The 16,231-nt window shown below is 75.5% G+C and carries 13 protein-coding genes; 7 read left to right on the top strand and 6 right to left on the bottom strand.

Translation table 11 applies throughout. The features are described 5' to 3' along the window. Positions 1-244: 244 nt before the first annotated feature. The gene (locus ACR807_RS06410) at positions 245-691 is read right to left on the bottom strand and encodes a hypothetical protein (protein ID WP_438920275.1); all 447 of its coding nucleotides are present in this window, start codon (positions 689-691) and stop codon (positions 245-247) included. Between the two features lie 136 nt (positions 692-827). Between ACR807_RS06410 and ACR807_RS06405 the strand changes: the two genes are divergently transcribed. From ACR807_RS06405 to ACR807_RS06390, 4 genes are read left to right on the top strand one after another with little or no spacing between them, the layout of a single operon-like run. After that, positions 828-1,283: a low molecular weight protein-tyrosine-phosphatase gene (locus ACR807_RS06405; RefSeq protein WP_438920310.1), complete on the top strand. Its 456-nt coding sequence runs from the start codon at positions 828-830 to the stop codon at positions 1,281-1,283. Continuing rightward, positions 1,280-1,870, top strand: coding sequence for a fructosamine kinase family protein (locus tag ACR807_RS06400; protein WP_438920274.1), 591 nt, complete (start codon positions 1,280-1,282; stop codon positions 1,868-1,870). Before ACR807_RS06405 ends, ACR807_RS06400 begins: the two co-directional genes overlap by 4 nt. Before the next feature lie 7 nt (positions 1,871-1,877). After that, positions 1,878-2,444 (top strand): DUF1349 domain-containing protein, encoded by a 567-nt coding sequence (locus ACR807_RS06395; protein ID WP_438920273.1) that lies wholly within the window; start codon positions 1,878-1,880, stop codon positions 2,442-2,444. Positions 2,445-2,460: 16 nt separating this feature from the next. Continuing rightward, a complete protein-coding gene (locus ACR807_RS06390) occupies positions 2,461-3,288 on the top strand; it encodes an SURF1 family cytochrome oxidase biogenesis protein (protein ID WP_438920272.1) in 828 nt (275 codons plus the stop codon). Here ACR807_RS06390 and ACR807_RS06385 read toward each other — a convergent pair. Continuing rightward, complete coding sequence (locus ACR807_RS06385; protein WP_438920271.1) at positions 3,224-4,198, bottom strand: cobalamin biosynthesis protein; 975 nt, start codon at positions 4,196-4,198, stop codon at positions 3,224-3,226. The genes ACR807_RS06390 and ACR807_RS06385 overlap by 65 nt on opposite strands. A gap of 84 nt (positions 4,199-4,282) precedes the next feature. Between ACR807_RS06385 and ACR807_RS06380 the strand changes: the two genes are divergently transcribed. From ACR807_RS06380 to ACR807_RS06370, 3 genes are read left to right on the top strand one after another with little or no spacing between them, the layout of a single operon-like run. Further along, positions 4,283-5,761 carry a DUF2397 domain-containing protein gene (locus tag ACR807_RS06380; RefSeq protein ID WP_438920270.1) on the top strand — a complete coding sequence of 493 codons (1,479 nt, stop codon included), beginning with the start codon at positions 4,283-4,285 and terminating at the stop codon, positions 5,759-5,761. Further along, positions 5,761-6,930 carry a TIGR02678 family protein gene (locus ACR807_RS06375; protein WP_438920269.1) on the top strand — a complete coding sequence of 390 codons (1,170 nt, stop codon included), beginning with the start codon at positions 5,761-5,763 and terminating at the stop codon, positions 6,928-6,930. Before ACR807_RS06380 ends, ACR807_RS06375 begins: the two co-directional genes overlap by 1 nt. Further along, entirely contained in the window at positions 6,927-11,000 is a 4,074-nt protein-coding gene (locus ACR807_RS06370) for a TIGR02680 family protein (protein ID WP_438920268.1), read from the top strand. Before ACR807_RS06375 ends, ACR807_RS06370 begins: the two co-directional genes overlap by 4 nt. Before the next feature lie 134 nt (positions 11,001-11,134). Here ACR807_RS06370 and ACR807_RS06365 read toward each other — a convergent pair whose 3' ends face one another. From ACR807_RS06365 to ACR807_RS06350, 4 genes are all read right to left on the bottom strand, one after another. Further along, a complete protein-coding gene (locus tag ACR807_RS06365; RefSeq protein ID WP_438920267.1) occupies positions 11,135-12,403 on the bottom strand; it encodes an ROK family transcriptional regulator in 1,269 nt (422 codons plus the stop codon). Positions 12,404-12,597: 194 nt separating this feature from the next. Continuing rightward, on the bottom strand, positions 12,598-13,551 hold the full coding sequence (gene nudC, locus ACR807_RS06360; protein WP_438920266.1) for an NAD(+) diphosphatase: 954 nt from the start codon (positions 13,549-13,551) through the stop codon (positions 12,598-12,600). Further along, entirely contained in the window at positions 13,548-14,936 is a 1,389-nt protein-coding gene (locus ACR807_RS06355; RefSeq protein ID WP_438920265.1) for a M16 family metallopeptidase, read from the bottom strand. Before ACR807_RS06355 ends, nudC begins: the two co-directional genes overlap by 4 nt. Then, entirely contained in the window at positions 14,933-16,219 is a 1,287-nt protein-coding gene (locus tag ACR807_RS06350) for a M16 family metallopeptidase (RefSeq protein WP_438920264.1), read from the bottom strand. Before ACR807_RS06350 ends, ACR807_RS06355 begins: the two co-directional genes overlap by 4 nt. Between the last annotated feature and the right edge of the window lie 12 nt (positions 16,220-16,231).

Raw genomic sequence — 16,231 nt, 5'->3', positions numbered from 1 at the left:
CACGACGGCGATGCTCAGCAGCAGGTGCGCGAGCGAGGGGGCCTCTCGGGAGGCGAGGCGGCACAGCGACGGTTCGTTCACCTGTCCCCGACCTTCCGCGGTCCCCCGGACGTCCCGGCGCGGCCCGGCGCCGACCGCTCCGAATAGGTCTGCCGGACCCGGCGCACCACACATGTGCGAGTCATTCGCGTTCCTTCCCCCGAGATTCCCTACGGGATTGGCGTCGGAATTCCCCGCTCGTTCGTTACCCGTTGTCGCGCTTTCGCAGGCTCTCCTCCGCGGCGGACAGCAACCGCGCCCGCTCCTGCCTGGCCCGTTGCCGTCGTTCCCGCTCACGAACCCACGCGAGCACGTCGTCCGCGCCCAGGCCGGCCGCCTCGCGGTAGAACTCGCCCTCGAACCACCACCACACGCGAATGCCCTGCCGGGCAATGCGCACGGGCTGTTCCCGCTGCGACACGTCGAGTGACGGAAAATCGGTCACCAGCACCGGCGGGCATCCCGTGCCGACGAAGAAATGCCTTTTCCGGAAGAGGAAACCCCGGTCGGTGAAGAATCCGGCGTTGGGGTCGGCGGTCGGGCCGCCGGGCGAGTGCACCGGCCGGGGGCGGGCGAACGCGGGCGTCGCGGGCCACGAGCGCCGCCGCAGCACGACGGTTACCGCCACCACCACCGCGACGGCGAGCAGCACGACGACACCGACCACGACCCCTGACATCGGACCCCCAACGAGAGCCGGTCACGTTCGATGGTCGTGCGCGCCGGGCACCGCGTCCAGCGCCCTCACCCGGAGCGCCCAACCCCTGGCAGACTGACCTGCCGTGCCCTTGACGATCGCCTTCATCTGCACCGGCAACATCTGCCGTTCCCCCGTGGCCGCGATCATATTCCGCGAGCACCTGAGCCGGGCCGGCCTGGGTGACCTCGTGGAGGTGACCAGCGCGGGCACCGGCGGCTGGCACGCGGGCGACCCGGCCGACCCGCGCGCGGCCAGGTCGCTGGCCGACCGCGGCTACCCCACCGGGCACAGCGCCGCGCAGGTCGACGAGGACCACCTGGGCGCGGACCTGCTGGTCGCCCTGGACTCCGGGCACGCCCGCGCGCTGCGCCGGCTGGTCGACGACCCGGACCGGGTGCGGCTGCTGCGCTCGTTCGACCCGGACGCGGACGGCGTGGACGTGCCCGACCCGTACTACGGCGACGAGGAGGGCTTCGGCCGGGTGATCGACATGGTGGAGGCCGCCGTGCCCGGCCTGCTGGCCTGGACCCGCGAGAACCTGTGACGCCCGCCGGCGCCGCGGCCCGGCTCACCGGCGTGCCCGCCGCCGGGGCGCGGCGGATCGCGGGCGCGGTGTGGGAGGTGGGCCTCGCCGACGGCGGCCGGGTGGTCGTCAAGCGCCACGACGTCCCGGGCGCCGCGCTCGCCGAGGCCGCCTCCCTGGCGTGGCTCGCCGAACCCGACGGGCCGCCGGTCCCGGGCGTGCGCGGCCACGACCGCCGGCTGTGCGTGGACCGGGTCGAACCGGGCCGCCCCTCGCCGGGCGCGGCCGAGGACTTCGGGCGGGCGCCGGCCCGGCTGCACGGCGACCTGTGGGGCGGCAACGCGCACTGGGCCGCCGACGGCCGGGCGTGGCTGATCGACCCGGCCGCGCACGGCGGCCACCGGGAGACCGACCTCGCGATGCTCGACCTGTTCGGCTGCCCCCACCTCGACCGCGTGCTCGCCGCGTACCACGAGGTCAGCCCGCTGGAACCCGGCCGGCGCGACCGCGTTCCGCTGCACCAGCTGTTCCCGCTGCTCGTGCACGCGGCGCTGTTCGGCCGCGAGTACGCGCGACAGGCCCTCTCGGTGGCCCGCGCGCTGACATGATGGTGCGATGGGGATCACACTCTTCGGCCGTGACGACTGGCGGTGGCTCAACGAGCCCCGCTCCTGGGACCACCGGGACGACGTCCTGACCGTCACCGCCGACCCGGGCACCGACCTGTGGCGCACCACCCACTACGGCTACGACCGCGACTCCGCGCACGTCCTCGGCGTGCCGCTGGCCGGCGACCTCACCGTCACCGCCTCGTTCACCGGCGAGTACGCCGCCCAGTACGACCAGGCGGGCATCGCGCTGCACCTCGACGACCGGAACTGGATCAAGGCGGGCGTCGAGCTGGTCGACGGCGAGTTCCAGATCAGCACCGTCGTGACCAGGGACTTCTCCGACTGGTCGGTGGTGGGCGTCGGCCGGGTCGACCGGGTCGTCATCACCGCGACCCGCGAGGGCGACGCGGTCACGCTGCGCTACGGGACCGGCGACGCCGAACCGACCGCGCTGCTGCGCCTGGCGTACTTCCCGCCCGGCGCGGAAGCCCTGGCCGGGGTGATGGCGGCGGCCCCGGACGGGCCAGGGTTCACCGCCCGGTTCGACCGGGTGCAGGTCACACCGGCGTAGGGATTACCGTGGTGACGTGCGGTTGAGCTTCCTGTTGCGGCCCGGCTGGCTCGCGTTGACGCTGGCCGTCTGGGTGTTCGCGGGCGCGTGCTTCGCGCTGCTCGCGCCCTGGCAGTTCAGCCGGGACGACGAGCGGCAGGCGCAGAACGACGCGGTCACCTCGTCCGTGCGCACCGACCCGGTGCCCCTCACCGGCCTGCTCGACCGGTCCAACGCCGACATGGAGTGGCGGCGCGTCACGCTCACCGGCCGCTACCTGCCCGAGGGGCAGGCGGTGGCGCGGCTGCGGACCGTGCAGGGCGAGGCCGCGTTCGAGGTGCTCACCCCGTTCGAGCTGGACAACGGCGTGGTGGTGCTGGTCGACCGCGGGTACGTGCGGCCGGTGAGCGGGGTCAGGGTGCCCGACCTCGACCCCGTGCCCACCGGCGAGGTGACGGTGACCGCGTGGACCCGGGTCGGCGAGAACGACGACCGCGACGCGTTCGAGCAGGACGGCCACCGGCAGGTGTACGCGATCAACCCCGACGTGGTGGGCCGCGCGGCCGGCCTGTCCATCCGGCCCGGCTACTTCCAGCTCACCGAGGGCCAGCCGGGCGTCGAGGAGGCGCTGCCGCTGCCGAAGCTCGACGCCGGCCCGTTCTTCTCCTACGCGCTCCAGTGGATCGCGTTCGGCGCGATGGCGCTGGGCGGCTGGCTGTACTTCACGGTCCGCGAGGTCCGGCCCGGCGGCGCGCTCGCGCGGGGCGGGCACCCCGCCGACGCCGGGACGCGGACGCGGGTCAGGCGGAAGTCCGTCGCCGAGATGCTCGCCGAGGACGAAGACGAGGCCGCGCGAGCGCGATGAGCGCGGTCACGGCCGCCGCCGACGCGCCGACCACCCGCGACAGCTCCACCGCCCGCGTCACGTGCCCCGCGTCCGGGCTGCGGCCGTGCCCCAGCACCGGGCGGTCCTCCGCGCCGTGCGCGTACACCGTGCGACCGCCCAGCCGGATCTCCAGGGCACCCGCGAACGCCGCCTCGACCTGGCCCGCGTTGGGGCTCGGGTGCGCCGAGGCGTCCCGCCGCCACGTCCGCCACGCCTCGCCCGCCGACCCGCCGACGACCGGCGCGCCCGCCGCCGTGAGCAGCGCGGCCAGCCTCGACGGCAGCAGGTTCGCCACGTCGTCCAACCGGGCCGCGGCCCAGCCGAACCGCAGGTAGCGCGGGTTGCGGTGGCCGATCATCGCGTCGAGCGTGTTCACCGCGCGGTAGCCGAGCAGGCCCGGCACGCCCGCGACCGCGCCCCAGAACAGCGGGGCCACGACCGCGTCGGACGTGTTCTCCGCCACGGACTCCACGGTCGCCTTGGCCAGGCCGAACGTGTCGAGCCGGTGCGGTTCGCGCCCGCACAGGTTGGGCAGCCGGCGACGGGCCGCCTCCAGGTCCCCGGCGTCCAGCTCGCGGCCCATCGCGGTGCCCTCGCCGGCCAGCGACGACCCGCCGAGCACCGCCCACGTGGCGACGGCCGTGGTCAGCGCCCGCACGACCTCGCCGCGCCCGGCCAGCCGCTCGACCGCGACCCCGGCCAGGACCGTGCCGCCGACCAGTGCCGCGGTGTGCGCCGCGCCCGCCGCCCGGTGGTCGCGGTACGACGTGCGCTCCAGCGCCGCCGCCGCGCGCCCGAATCCCGCTACCGGGTGATACCCCCTGGGATCGCCGAGGACCGCGTCCGCGGCCACACCCAGCAACAACCCCACCGCACGCCCCAGACTCACAGGGGGCACCGTAACCCGCGCCCACCCGCGCCGAGTCGCCAGGTGCCGACTGGCTGTCGGCCGTCCGCATTAGGGTTGCCCACCGTGGAACCGGACCGCCTGAAGCTCTACGCCTACCTGGACGCGCGCGACCACCAGCGCACCTACCTGGCGATCATGCGGCTGTTCACCTCGACCCTGCTCGCCGACCTGTCCGCGGGCGAGGTCGCCGGGGCGCTGGCCGGCGCCGAGCGGGAGGGCCGGGTCGACCCCGGCGAGTCGCGCATCGAGAACGTCATCACCCGGCTCAAGCAGCTCGTCGGCTGGGGCAACCTGGTGCAGGGCCGCCGCGAGGTGGTGGCCTCCAGCATCGCCGAGTTCCAGCACGGCAGCGTCCGCTACCAGGTCGGCAAGCTCGCCGTGCGCGTGCAGCGCGACGTGGACGAGCTGCTGCGCGTGCCGGAGGGCGCGCGGGAGGTGTCCCGCGAGCTGCTGCCCGCCGTCGAGCGCGGCCTGCGGCAGCTCGGGCAGACCCTGTCCGAGGCGGCGGCCACCGGGGCGCGGCGACCGCGCGAGGCGCTGGCCGAGCAGGTGACCACGCTGTTCCTCCAGCACGCCGAGCTGGCGGCCACCGTCCGCGACTTCTACGCCTACCTGGGGCAGGTCGTGACGCGGCACCACCTCGCGCCCGAGGAGATCTCCGGGTTCCGCGACCTCCTCGTCGAGTACATCCAGCGCGTCGTGGAGGACGTGCTGCGGCACACCCCCGCCATCGCCGACGCCCTCCGCCGCCTCGACGCCGCGCGCCCCGAGCTGCTGCGCCTGCTGGGCGCCTCCGAGCTGGGCGACCGCGTCGAACGGGCGCGCGGCCGGTCCGCCGAGGACTGGCGGGAGCTGACCGACTGGTTCGTCGACCGGCCCGGCCGGCCCAGCCAGGTCACGGCGCTGCGCGAGGCCACCGCGCGGGCGATCGGGTCGCTGCTGGCGAGCGTGAAGCGCGCCACCTCCGGCGGCGGCCTGCTGCCGAGCAGGCGCGCCGAGCTGCTCAAGCTGGCCCTGTGGTTCGACACCGGGTCCCGCTCGCGCGGCCACGAGCTGTACGCGGCGGCGTTCGGGCTGCACTCGGCGCGGCACGTGTCGCCGTCCCCCGAGCACGACCGCGACAACGAGCGGACGCCGTGGCGCGACGGCCCCGCGGTGGACGTGCCGGTGAGCGTGCGCAGCCGCGGCGACCGGGCCGCGCGCGGCAAGGCGTCCAGGATCCTGGACGACCCGATGACCGAGCAGTCGCTGCTGGCCGAGGCCCGGGAGGCCGACGAGCGCCGGGCCGCGTCCGTGGCCGAGCTGTCCGCCGCCGCGCCCCGCCTCGCCACCACCACCCTGTCCGGCGGGGCGCTGGGCGTGCTGTGCGAGCTGCTCACCCTGGCCATGGCGCAGCGCGACGGCGCCGACGACGCCGGTTCGGCGACCGACCCCGTGCGCGGCCTGAAGGTCACCGTCGCCCCCGCCGAGGGCAGGTCCGCGCGGATCACGTCCACCGCGGGCACGCTCACCCTGCACGACACCGCGCTGGTGCTCGACTGATGCTCGACGACCTCTCCGAGATCGACGCCGCCGCCGTCGTGCGCTGCGCCCGCACCCTGCTGCGGCGGCCCCTGCTGCGCGCCGACGGCCCCGAGGGCGAGCTGCTGACCCTCGTCTACCGGCACCGCGCCCCGCTCCAGGACCTGTTCGCCCGCGTCCTGGGCTACCGGCTCGTCGTCGAACGGCGGTTCGCCCGGCTCCACAAGACCGGTCCCGGCCCCGACGACTCGCGCGGCGTGCCCGGCCTGTCCCCGCGCGGCTACGCCTACGTCGCGCTGACCCTCGCCGTGCTCACCGGCACCGGCCGCCAGGCGCTGCTGTCGCGGCTCGTCGCCGACATCCGCGCCGCCGCCGCCGAGGCCGGCATCGAGGTCGTCGACGACGTCGTCGACCGGCGGGCGCTGACCGCGGCGCTGCGCCACCTCGTGTCCCTCGGCGTGCTGCACGAGACCGAGGGCACGGTGGACGTGCACACCGAGGCGCTGATCACCGTCGACACCGACCTGCTCGGCCAGCTGCTCACCGGGCCGGTGGCCGAGGCGACCTCGCCCGAGCGGCTGGTCGCGCTCGCCGCCCGACCCGGACCGCGCGGCGTCGAGCACACCGTGCGGCGCAAGCTCGTGGAGAACCCCGTCGTCCTCTACGCCGACCTGCCGCCCGAGCAGGCCGACTGGCTGCGCCGCAACCAGCGCAAGGAGACCGCGCTGCTGGAGGCGTCGTTCGGCCTGCACACCGAGTGCCGCGCGGAGGGCGTGCTCGCCGCCGACCCCGAGGACTACCTGACCGACCTGTACTTCCCCGGCACGTCCACCGCCGCCCGGATCGCGCTGCTCGCGCTGCCCGGGCTGCTGGCGTCCGAACCCCGCGCCGACGGGCGGCACGCCGTCGTCGTGGAGGACCTGCGCGAGGTGTGCGGGCGGCTCGTCGAGGACTACCCGGCGGCGTGGTCCAAGCAGTTCACCGACGACCTCGACCGGCTCGTCGACGAGGTGCTCGAACTGCTGCGCCGCACCGGGCTGGCCGTGCTGTCCGACGACGGCTGGCTCGTCAACCCCGTCGCGCACCGGTGGGTCCCGGTGCCCGACGGGGACCCGGAACGTGACCGCGAGACCGAGCGACCGGCACCCGCCGTGGAGAGCTGGTCGCTGTTCGACGAGGAGAGCGCGTGACTAGGTGGCGGCTGCACAGGGGCGGCATCGTCAACATCTGGCAGTACACCCGGCAGGTGTTCGACTTCTCCGGGGGGCGCGCGATCTTCCAGGGCACCAACGGGTCCGGCAAGTCGCGCACCCTGGAGCTGCTGCTGCCGCTGTGCCTCGACGGCGACCTGCGCCAGGTCGGCTCCAAGGGCTTCGACACCGTGTCGCTGCGCCGGCTCATGCTCGACGACTACAGCGGCGGACCCCACCGCGTCGGCTACGCGTGGGTCGAGCTGGAGCGCGACGGCGAGCACCTGACGTGCGGTGTCGGCGTGAAGGCGTCCAAGACGTCGCAGGCCATCACCGACTCGTGGCGCTTCATCACGCCCGCGCGCGTCGGCCACGACCTCGCGCTCGTCGGCCCCGACGACACCCCGCTGGGACCGGCGCAGCTGCGTGACGCGATCGGCGCGGACTGCGTGCTGGAGGAGGCGGCGTTCCGGGCGAAGGTCGCCGAGACCGTGTACGGCGTGCCCGCGCCACGCTACGGCGACCTGCTGCACCTCCAGCGGACGCTGCGCAACCCCGACGTGGGCCTGAAGGTCCTGGAGGGGCAGCTGGAGCAGATCCTGTCCGACGCCCTGCCGCCGCTCGACCAGGCGATGGTCGAGCAGCTGGCCACGTCGTTCGACGACCTGGAGTCGATCCGGTCCAACATCACCCGCCTGACCTCGGCCGACGCCGCGCTGGGCACGTTCCTCAAGACGTACTCCGACTACGCGTTCGGCGGGGTGCGCGCGGCGGCCGACCGGCTCGGCGCGGCCGAGGAGGGCGTGCGGAAGCAGGAGCGGTCGTCGGCGAGGCTGTCGGCGTCCCTGGAGACCGCCCTCGCCGAGCGCGCCGCCGCCGAGCAGTCGCTGGGCGCGCTGGAGGCCGGCGAGCAGCAGGCCGAGGACACCATCGGCGCGCTCAAGGAGCTGCCCGCGTTCCGCGACCTCCAGGACCTCCAGACGCGCGAGAAGCTCGTGGCGGAGAAGCGCTCGTCGGCGGTGGCCGCGCTGGACGTGGCGAACAAGCAGCGCGCCCAGGAGGACGGCGCGGTCGACGGCGTGCTGCGCCTGCTGCGCCGCCTGGCCGAGGACCTCGGCGCGGCCGAGGAGCTGGTCGAGCCCCTGCGCCGCCACCTCCGCGCGGCCGGCCTGGAGGACGTCCCGGTGCCCGACGTGCCCCGACCGCCCGCGGTGGAGGCCACCGTGCGCTCGGAGTCCGTGCGGGCCAAGCCGGACCCCGAGGCCGAACCGCTCCCCGTGGACCGCCGCGTGCCGCCGCCGTCGACCGACCTGGCCCTGGAGCCGGTGGCCGCCCGCGCGTCCGAGATCGCCTCCGAGGCGCGCCGCCGCGGCGCGCTGGCGCTGGCCCTGGTCACCCGGGCGGCGGAGCTCGACAAGACCCAGCGCGACCTCGACGCCCTCGGGCAGACCGAGGACGACGCCCGCCGGGCCGCGGTCGACGCGGGCGCCCAGCGCGACCAGGAGGCCGTCGGGCTGGCCGAGGTGGGCCGGGAGTGGCTGTCCGAAGTGGACGGCTGGCGCACCTCGGGTCCCCTGGCGACCCGGGCGCCCGAGACGCCCCTCCCCCTCCCGACGACGGTCGACCCGGCGGCGGCCCGGGCCCTCACCACCAGCGCCCGCGACTGGGTGGCCCCCCTGGTGACCGAGGCCAGGACCGCGGCCCACGCGGCGGCGGACCGCAGGGCGCGCATCGCCGCCACCATCGACGAGCGCGACGCCGAACTGGCGGCGCTGCGCGCGGGCACCACCCACCGGCCGTCCCCCGACCGCCGCGACGCCGTTGACGACGACCCGGCGGCGGGCACGCCGTTCCACCGCCTGGTCGACTTCGCCGACACCCTCGACGCCCCCGCCCGCGCTGGGCTGGAAGCGGCCCTGGAAGCCTCCGGCCTCCTCGACGCCCGGGTCGCCCCGGAACCGCGCGAGGTGCTCGGCACGCACGCCGTGCCGGGAGAGCCGGCCGCCGGCCCGACCCTGGCCGACGTCCTGGTGCCCGCCGTCGAACCCGGCTCGCCCGTCCCCGCCGACGTGGTCGCCGACCTGCTGGCGTCCGTACCGCTCACCCCCGGCTCCCCGGCCCCCGGCCAGCTCGACCCCGGCCAGCTCGGCTCCGGCCAGCTCGCGGTCGGCGTCGACGGCCGGTGGCGGGCGGGCGTCCTGCACGGCGGGTGGCGCAAGGAAGCGGCCGAGTTCATCGGCGCCGGCGCCCGCGAGGCCGCCCGCCGCAGGCGCGTCGTCGAGCTGGAGGACGAGCTGGGCGACCTGCGCGCCGCCCTCGGCGACGCCGAGACCGAACTCGCCGCCGCGCACGACCTGGTCGGGCGGTGGGAACGGCACGTCGCCGCCTTCCCGACCGACCGCGAACTCGTGGCCCGCCACGGCAGGCTCCAGGCCGCCCAGGAATCGGCCGACCGCGCGACCGCCCGGGCGGAGCGGCTGCGCGACGACCTGGCGGCCACGCGCGCCCGCACCGAGGCCGCGCACGCGGCGATCGTCCGCCAGGCGGGCGACGCCGGCCTCCCCGCGACCACCGACGGCCTCCGCGACGCCCAACACGCCGCCGCCGAGGCCCAGCGCACCGCCGACCGCCTGGGCGACGTGCTGCGCCGCCAGTGCGCGGGCACGGTGGCCGACCTGACCGACGCGAACCACCGCTACCGCGCCGCCGTCGACGACCGGGTCGCCGCCGAGGCCGACGCCGAGGCCCGGTGCCTCGACTACGCGACCCAGGCGTCGACGCTGGCCGAGCTGACCGAGGCGATCGGCGGCGAGGCCCGCGAGGTCGCCGAGCAGCTCGCGCAGCTGGAGCGCTCGCGGCGGGACACGCGCGACGAGCTGAAGCGGGTCCGCGAGGACGTCGCGACCGCCCGCGAACGCGCCGCCACCCTCACCGCCCAGCTCGACACCGCCGCCGAACAGCTCGCCGCCGCCAAGAACACCCTGGTCAACGCCGCGGAACACCTCAAGGCGACGATCAACGCCCCCGGCGTGCTCGCCGCCGCGCTGCCCGACGTGCCCGCCGACGTCACCTCCGTCCGCGCCGCCCTCGCCGACCCCGCCCAGGCCGGGACCGACCGCCGCGCCGCGAGCGAGACCACCGTGATCACCCGGCTCCAGGCGTTGCAGACGTCCCTCGCGGGCAGCCACGACATCACCACCGACCAGCACGCGGGCCTGCTCACCGTCCTGGTCTCCGGCGAGGACGGCGCGCGCCCGGTCGCCACCGCCGCCCGCCGGGTCACCGCCAGGCTGGGCGAGCAGCGCGGCTACCTCGACGGCCAGTACCAGCGGATCTTCGCCGACTACCTGATCCGCGACCTCGCCGAGTGGCTGCGCGGCCAGGTCGCCGTCGCCGAGGACCTGTGCAAGCGCATGAACGCCGTCCTCGACCGCGCCCGCTCCAGCCAGGGCGTGCACGTCAAGCTCACCTGGAAGCACTCGGCGGCGCTCGACGAGCAGACCCGCGACGCCCTCGCCCTGGTCCGCCTCCCCTACGCGGAACGCGACCCCGAGCAGGACGCCACCCTGCGCCGCGTCTTCACCGAACGCATCGAGGCCGAGCGCGACAGCCACACCGGCGGCTACGCCGAGGTCCTGTCCCGCGCCCTCGACTACCGGACGTGGCACCAGTTCACGGTCACCGTCGCCGACACCGGCCCCGACGGGGGGCCCCGCGAACGCAGGCTCAAGCAGCTCTCGTCCGGCGAGACCCGCCTGATCTCCTACGTCACCCTGTTCGCCGCCGCGGCCTCGTTCTACGACGCGGTGAGCGGCGACTTCTCCCCGCTGCGCCTGGTGCTCCTCGACGAGGCGTTCGAGCGCCTCGACGACCCCACCATCGCCCGCATGCTCGGCCTCCTCGTCGACCTCGACATGGACTGGGTCATCACCTGGCCCAGCGGCTGGGGCGTGTCCGACAAGATCCCGCGCATGCACATCTACGACGTGCTGCGCCCGAAGAACGGCCGCGGCGTCGCGTGCACCCGCACCACCTGGGACGGCGCCGCCCTGGACCGCGTCGACCCCTGACGGCCGGACACCACCCGCGTAGCCGCCCACCCACCTGACTGTCCGGCTGCCCGGCCGCCTGCCCGCCCGGCCGCGTAGCCGCTTAGCTACGTGGCCGCGCGGCCGTGTGCCGGAGCGGGGTCGCCCCGGTGCCGTCAGCGGAACGCGGGCCGCTCCACCCCGGCAGCTCCGGCTGCCCCGGCGACTCCGGCAGTTCCGGCTGCCCCAGCGCTCCCGGTGGCGGCGCGCGCGGTCTTCCGGCGCACGCCGCCCGCCGCCAGGAACTCGGCCACCGGCAGCGTCGCCGCGCCGAGCGCGACCGACTCCGGCCCCAGCTCGCACAGGCTGATCGACGCCTGCTCGAACGGCCGGTGCAGGGCGTGGCGGGCGGCCTCCGCGCGCACGTCGTCGAGGACCCGCGCCCCCAGCAGCAGGCCCGCCCACCCGCCGACGATCACCCGGGAGGGGTTGAACAGGTTGATCAGGTTCGCGATGCCCAGCCCCGCGTACCGGGCGGTCTCGGCGAGCACGCCCGCCGCGCCCGGCGAGCGGTCCGCCACCAGCGCCGCCAGCGCCGCCTCCTGCTGGGCGGGGACGTCCGGCCGCACCGCGCGGTAGCGGTCGACGACGCCCTGCGCGCCGATGTACGCCTCCAGGCACCCCAGGGCGCCGCACCGGCACGGCCTGCCGTCCAGCGCCACGGTCGTGTGCCCCCACTCGCCCGCGCCGCCCGACGACCCCCGGTACAGCACGCCGCCCGCGATCACGCTCGCCCCGACACCCGACCCGATGAGCGCGATCACCGCGTCGTCCGTGCCGCGCCCCGCGCCGAACCAGACCTCGGCCTGCCCCAGCGTGTTCGCCCCGTTGTCCAGGAACAGCGGCAGGTCGGTGCCGCCGCGCAGCAACCGCTCCAGCGCCACCCCGCGCCACCCGACGGTCTGCGCGTACACCAGCCCCCGCTCGACCGCGCCGGGCACGCCGATGCCCACGCCGAGCACGTCCCCGACCCCGCTCTCCCGCAGGCACCGGTCGAGCCCGTCGAGCACCCGGCGCGCCACCTCGTCCACCGAGTAGGCGTCCGGCTCCATCGGCAGCGTCGCCTCGGCGAGCCGCCGCAGCGTCAGGTCGAACACCTCGACCAGCACGTGCGTCTCGCCCACGTCCACACCGACCACCGCGGCGAACGCCGGGTTCACCCGCAGCAGCACCCGCGGCCGGCCGCCGTCCGACTCGACCTGCCCCGCCTCCACGACCAGCCCCTCGGAGACCAGCTCGCCGACGACGTTGCTCACCGACGCCTGGCTCAACCCGGTGATGCCCGCCAGCTCCTGCCGGCTGCGCGGCCGGTCGAAGTACAGCGCCCGCAGCACCCGCGCCCGGTTGCCGGCGCGCAGGTCCCGCACGGTCAGCTTGCGGTGCACGGGGCTCCCATCGACGAGGTGGACCGCGGCTCCCACGAGGTCGCACGACGGACCCCCGACGTTAGCCGTTGACGCACCCCGCGGTGCCCGCTTCGCCGCGCGCGCCCCCGGAGTTTCCCCCCGACGCGCCGAGGGCCGGTGCCGCCGCGCTCACCGAACGCGACGACACCGGCCCCCTACGCGGCCGGGGCCCGTCACCCGCCGACAGCGGCCCACGACTGGATCATCCGGAACGCGATCGACGCGCCCGGCGCCAGCAGCAGGTCCGGCACGCTGCCCGGCTCCTCGATCGCCCGCCGCACGTCCGCCCGGGTCACCCACCTCGCCTGGGCGATCTCGCCGTCCGCCAACCGCAGCGGCTCCGCCGGGTCGGCCACCGCCTCGAAGCCCACCATCAGCGACCTCGGGAACGGCCACGGCTGGCTGCCGAGGTAGCGGATGCCGCCGACCCGGACACCCACCTCCTCCTCGATCTCCCGCGCCACGCACGCCTCCAGCGACTCGCCCGCCTCGACGAACCCGGCCAGCACCGAGTACCGCCCCTCGGGCCAGCCCGCGCCGCGCGCCAGCAGCACCCGGTCCGCGCCGTCGTGCACCAGGCAGATCACGGCGGCGTCGGTGCGCGGGTACTCCTCGCGACCGCACTGCCCGCACACCCGTGCCCAGCCCGACTTCACCGGCTCCGTCCGCCCGCCGCACGCCGCGCAGAACCGCGCCGTCCGGTGCCACTGGAACAGCGCCACCGCCGACGTGAACAGCCCCGCGCCCGTGTCGTCGAGCAGCGCGCCGACGGCCCGCAGGTCCAGCCACTGCGGCTCGTCGGTCAGCTCGGGCCGGGCCCACACCCGCCCCGCCGGCGCCGCCACGTCCGTCTCGTCCTCGGTCAGCGGAACCGCCCAGTACGCCACCCCGTCCTGCTCGCCGAGCAGCACGGCCGTGTCCGGCGGGCCGTCGCCGAAGTCCGTGGCGGGGTGGTCGACCAGGCGGGTCCCCCGGTCGGCCACCCGCGTCCGCCCGTGCGCGTCCACGACGAGGACCCGCGCCTTCGGCCACAGCTGGGCGATGCGCTCCGCGTCCCCGCGCAACGGCTCCCGCCGATCCACGGTGAAGCGCGACAGGGCCGGCAGGTCAACCAGCTCGAAACTCACGGCAGGCTCACACCGCCCAACGCCCGCAGCTGCGGGGCCAGCAGGTCCGCGTCGCCCACCAGCACACCGGTGAACGCGGTCGGCGCGAAGAACTCCAGGGCCGCCTCGGCGACCTGCTCCACGGTGACCGCCGCCAGCCGCTCCGGGTGCCCGGTGAACCACTCGACGCCCAGGCCCAGCCCGGCGAGGTTCACCAGGAACGACGCCAGCCCGCCCTGCGACGACGTCGCCGTCAGCAGCGACCCGACGGCGTACCGGCGCGCCGTGTCCACCTCGGACTCCGTCGGCGGCACGAGCCCCAGCTTGGCCAGCTCGTAGCGGGTCTCCAGCAGCGCCGCCGCCGTCACCTCGCTCGCCGTGTCGGCGTCGACCATCAGCGTCGCCCCGCCCGGCGTGAACTCCGGGTGCGACCGCGCGCTGTAGGTGTAGCCCTTGTCCTCGCGGATGTTCTCCACCAGCCGCGACGAGAAGAACCCGCCGTAGACCAGGTTCGCCAGCTGCAACGCCGGGTACCGCTCGTCGGTCCGCTCCAGGCCGCGCCCGGCCAGCCGGATCTGCGACTGCACCGCGCCCGGCCGGTGCACCAGCACCACGTCGCCGCCGTGCACCACCGGCAGCGGCGACAGCGACACCGCGGTGCCCTCGCCGGTCCACCCGCCCAGCGCGCCCTCGACCGCCCGCACCGCCGCGTCCGGCGCCAGGTCGCCGACGACGACCAGCACCGAGCCGCGCGGCAGCACGGCCGCCTCGTGCAGCGCCTTCACGTCGTCCCGGGTGACCTCGGCGACCTCGTCCGCCTCGGGCATCTCCTTGGCGTACGGGTGGTCGCCGTACAGGTGGCGCTGCAACGCCTCCCGCGCGATCACGTTCGGCTGCGACCGCGCCAGCCGGATGCGCTCCACGAGCCGCGCCCGCTCCCGCTCGACCTCCTCGTTCGGGTAGGTCGCGCCGGTCAGCGCGTCGCGCAGCACGTCCAGCAGCGTGTCGAGGCCGGACACCAGCGCGTTGCCGGAGAACGCCAGCCGCTCCGGGTCCACCACCGCGTCCAGCTCGCCGCCGACCAGCGCCAGCTCGGTGTCCACGTCGACCCGGCTGCGCGTCGCGGTGCCGGTCAGCACCGTGTTCGCCAGCACCTCGGCCCGCGCCGCGTGCGCCGACCCGGCACTGGACGTCGCCGGGTCGGCGAACGGGATGCGCACCCGCAGCTCGACCAGCGGCACCGACGACCGGCGCACCGCGATCACCCGCAGGCCGTTGGCCAGCGTCGTGTCGACCTTGTCCAGGTCCGCGGTCGCCCGCTGCTCGCCCAGCTCCGGGAACGGTCGAGGCCCGAGCTCCGTACGGCCGATCTCCTCGGCGCTGCGGTGCTTGGTCGGGGCGCTCACTCGTTACCTCCGTTGGCCGGGTTGAGGATCAGGACGGCGCGCGAGTCCGGGCGCAGCGCCTTGGCCGCCGCGGCGACCTCGTCGGTGGTGATGCCCGCCAGCTTGTCCGGCAGCTCGTACAGCAGCTCGGCCCGCCCGAACAGCAGCTCGGCCGACCCGAGCCCGAGGGTCCGGCTGGTCAGCCTGTCGTGCTCGCGGTGCATGGTCGACACCCAGCGGGCGGTGACCTTGGCCAGCTCCTGCGTCGACGGACCTTCGTCGGCCAGGCGCTGCAACTCCTCGTCCACCGCCGCGATGACCTCGGCGGAGGTGACCTCCGGCGTGTGGATCGCGGTGATGCTGAACGTGTCGGGGTCGCGCGCCTCCAGCGGCCCGAACAGACCGCACCCGGCGCCGACGTCCACCACGCTCGCGTCGCGGTGCACCAGCCGCTGCTGGAGCCGCGAGCCGTCGCCGTCGGTCAGCACCCCCGCCAGGACCAGGTACGTGAGGTAGCCCGTCACGTCGTTGACCGGGTCCGGGATGCGGTAGCCCAGGGCGATCGCGGGCATCGGCGCGTGCTGGTCGGTGTGCTCGGCGCGCAGCTCGCCCTTCGGGGCGGCCTCGGCGAAGGACGGCCGGACCGGCACCGGACGGGCGGGCACGTCACCGAAGTGCTTCTCGACGAGCGCCTTCGCCGTCTCCACGTCGAAGTCGCCCGCCACCGTCAGCACGGCGTTGCCCGGCGCGTAGTAGGTGTCGAAGAACGCGGCGCAGTCGTCCACGGTGGCGTTCTCCAGGTCGGTGAAGTCGCCGTAGCCGTTGTGCGCGTTCGGGAAGGTCTGGAACAGGACCGGTGGCAGGAGGATCCAGGGGAACCCGCCGTAGGGTCGGTTCAGGACGTTGAGTCGGATCTCCTCCTTCACCACGTCGATCTGGTTGCGCAGGTTCTCCTCGGTGAGCTTCGGCGCCCGCATGCGGTCGGCTTCGAGGAAGAGGGCCCGCTCCAGGGCCGCCGACGGCAGCACCTGGTAGTAGTCGGTGTAGTCGGGGTGCGTGGAACCGTTGAACGTGCCGCCCGAGGACTGCACGTGCCGGAAGTGCGCGAGCTTCTCCAGGCTCTCGCTGCCCTGGAACATGAGGTGCTCGAAGAGGTGGGCGAACCCCGTCCGCCCCTCGGGCTCTGAGCGGAAGCCCACGTCGTAGTGCACGCTCACCCCGACGACCGGGGCGCTGGGGTCGGGTGCGAACACCACCCGCAGGCCGTTGGGGAGCGTGAACCTGTGCAGTTCGGGTAGCGCCATGGACGCAGCCTA

It is taken from the genome of Saccharothrix sabaoui (assembly GCF_051756985.1).
Lineage (GTDB): Bacteria > Actinomycetota > Actinomycetes > Mycobacteriales > Pseudonocardiaceae > Actinosynnema.
This window is presented reverse-complemented; position numbering and strand designations above follow the sequence as displayed.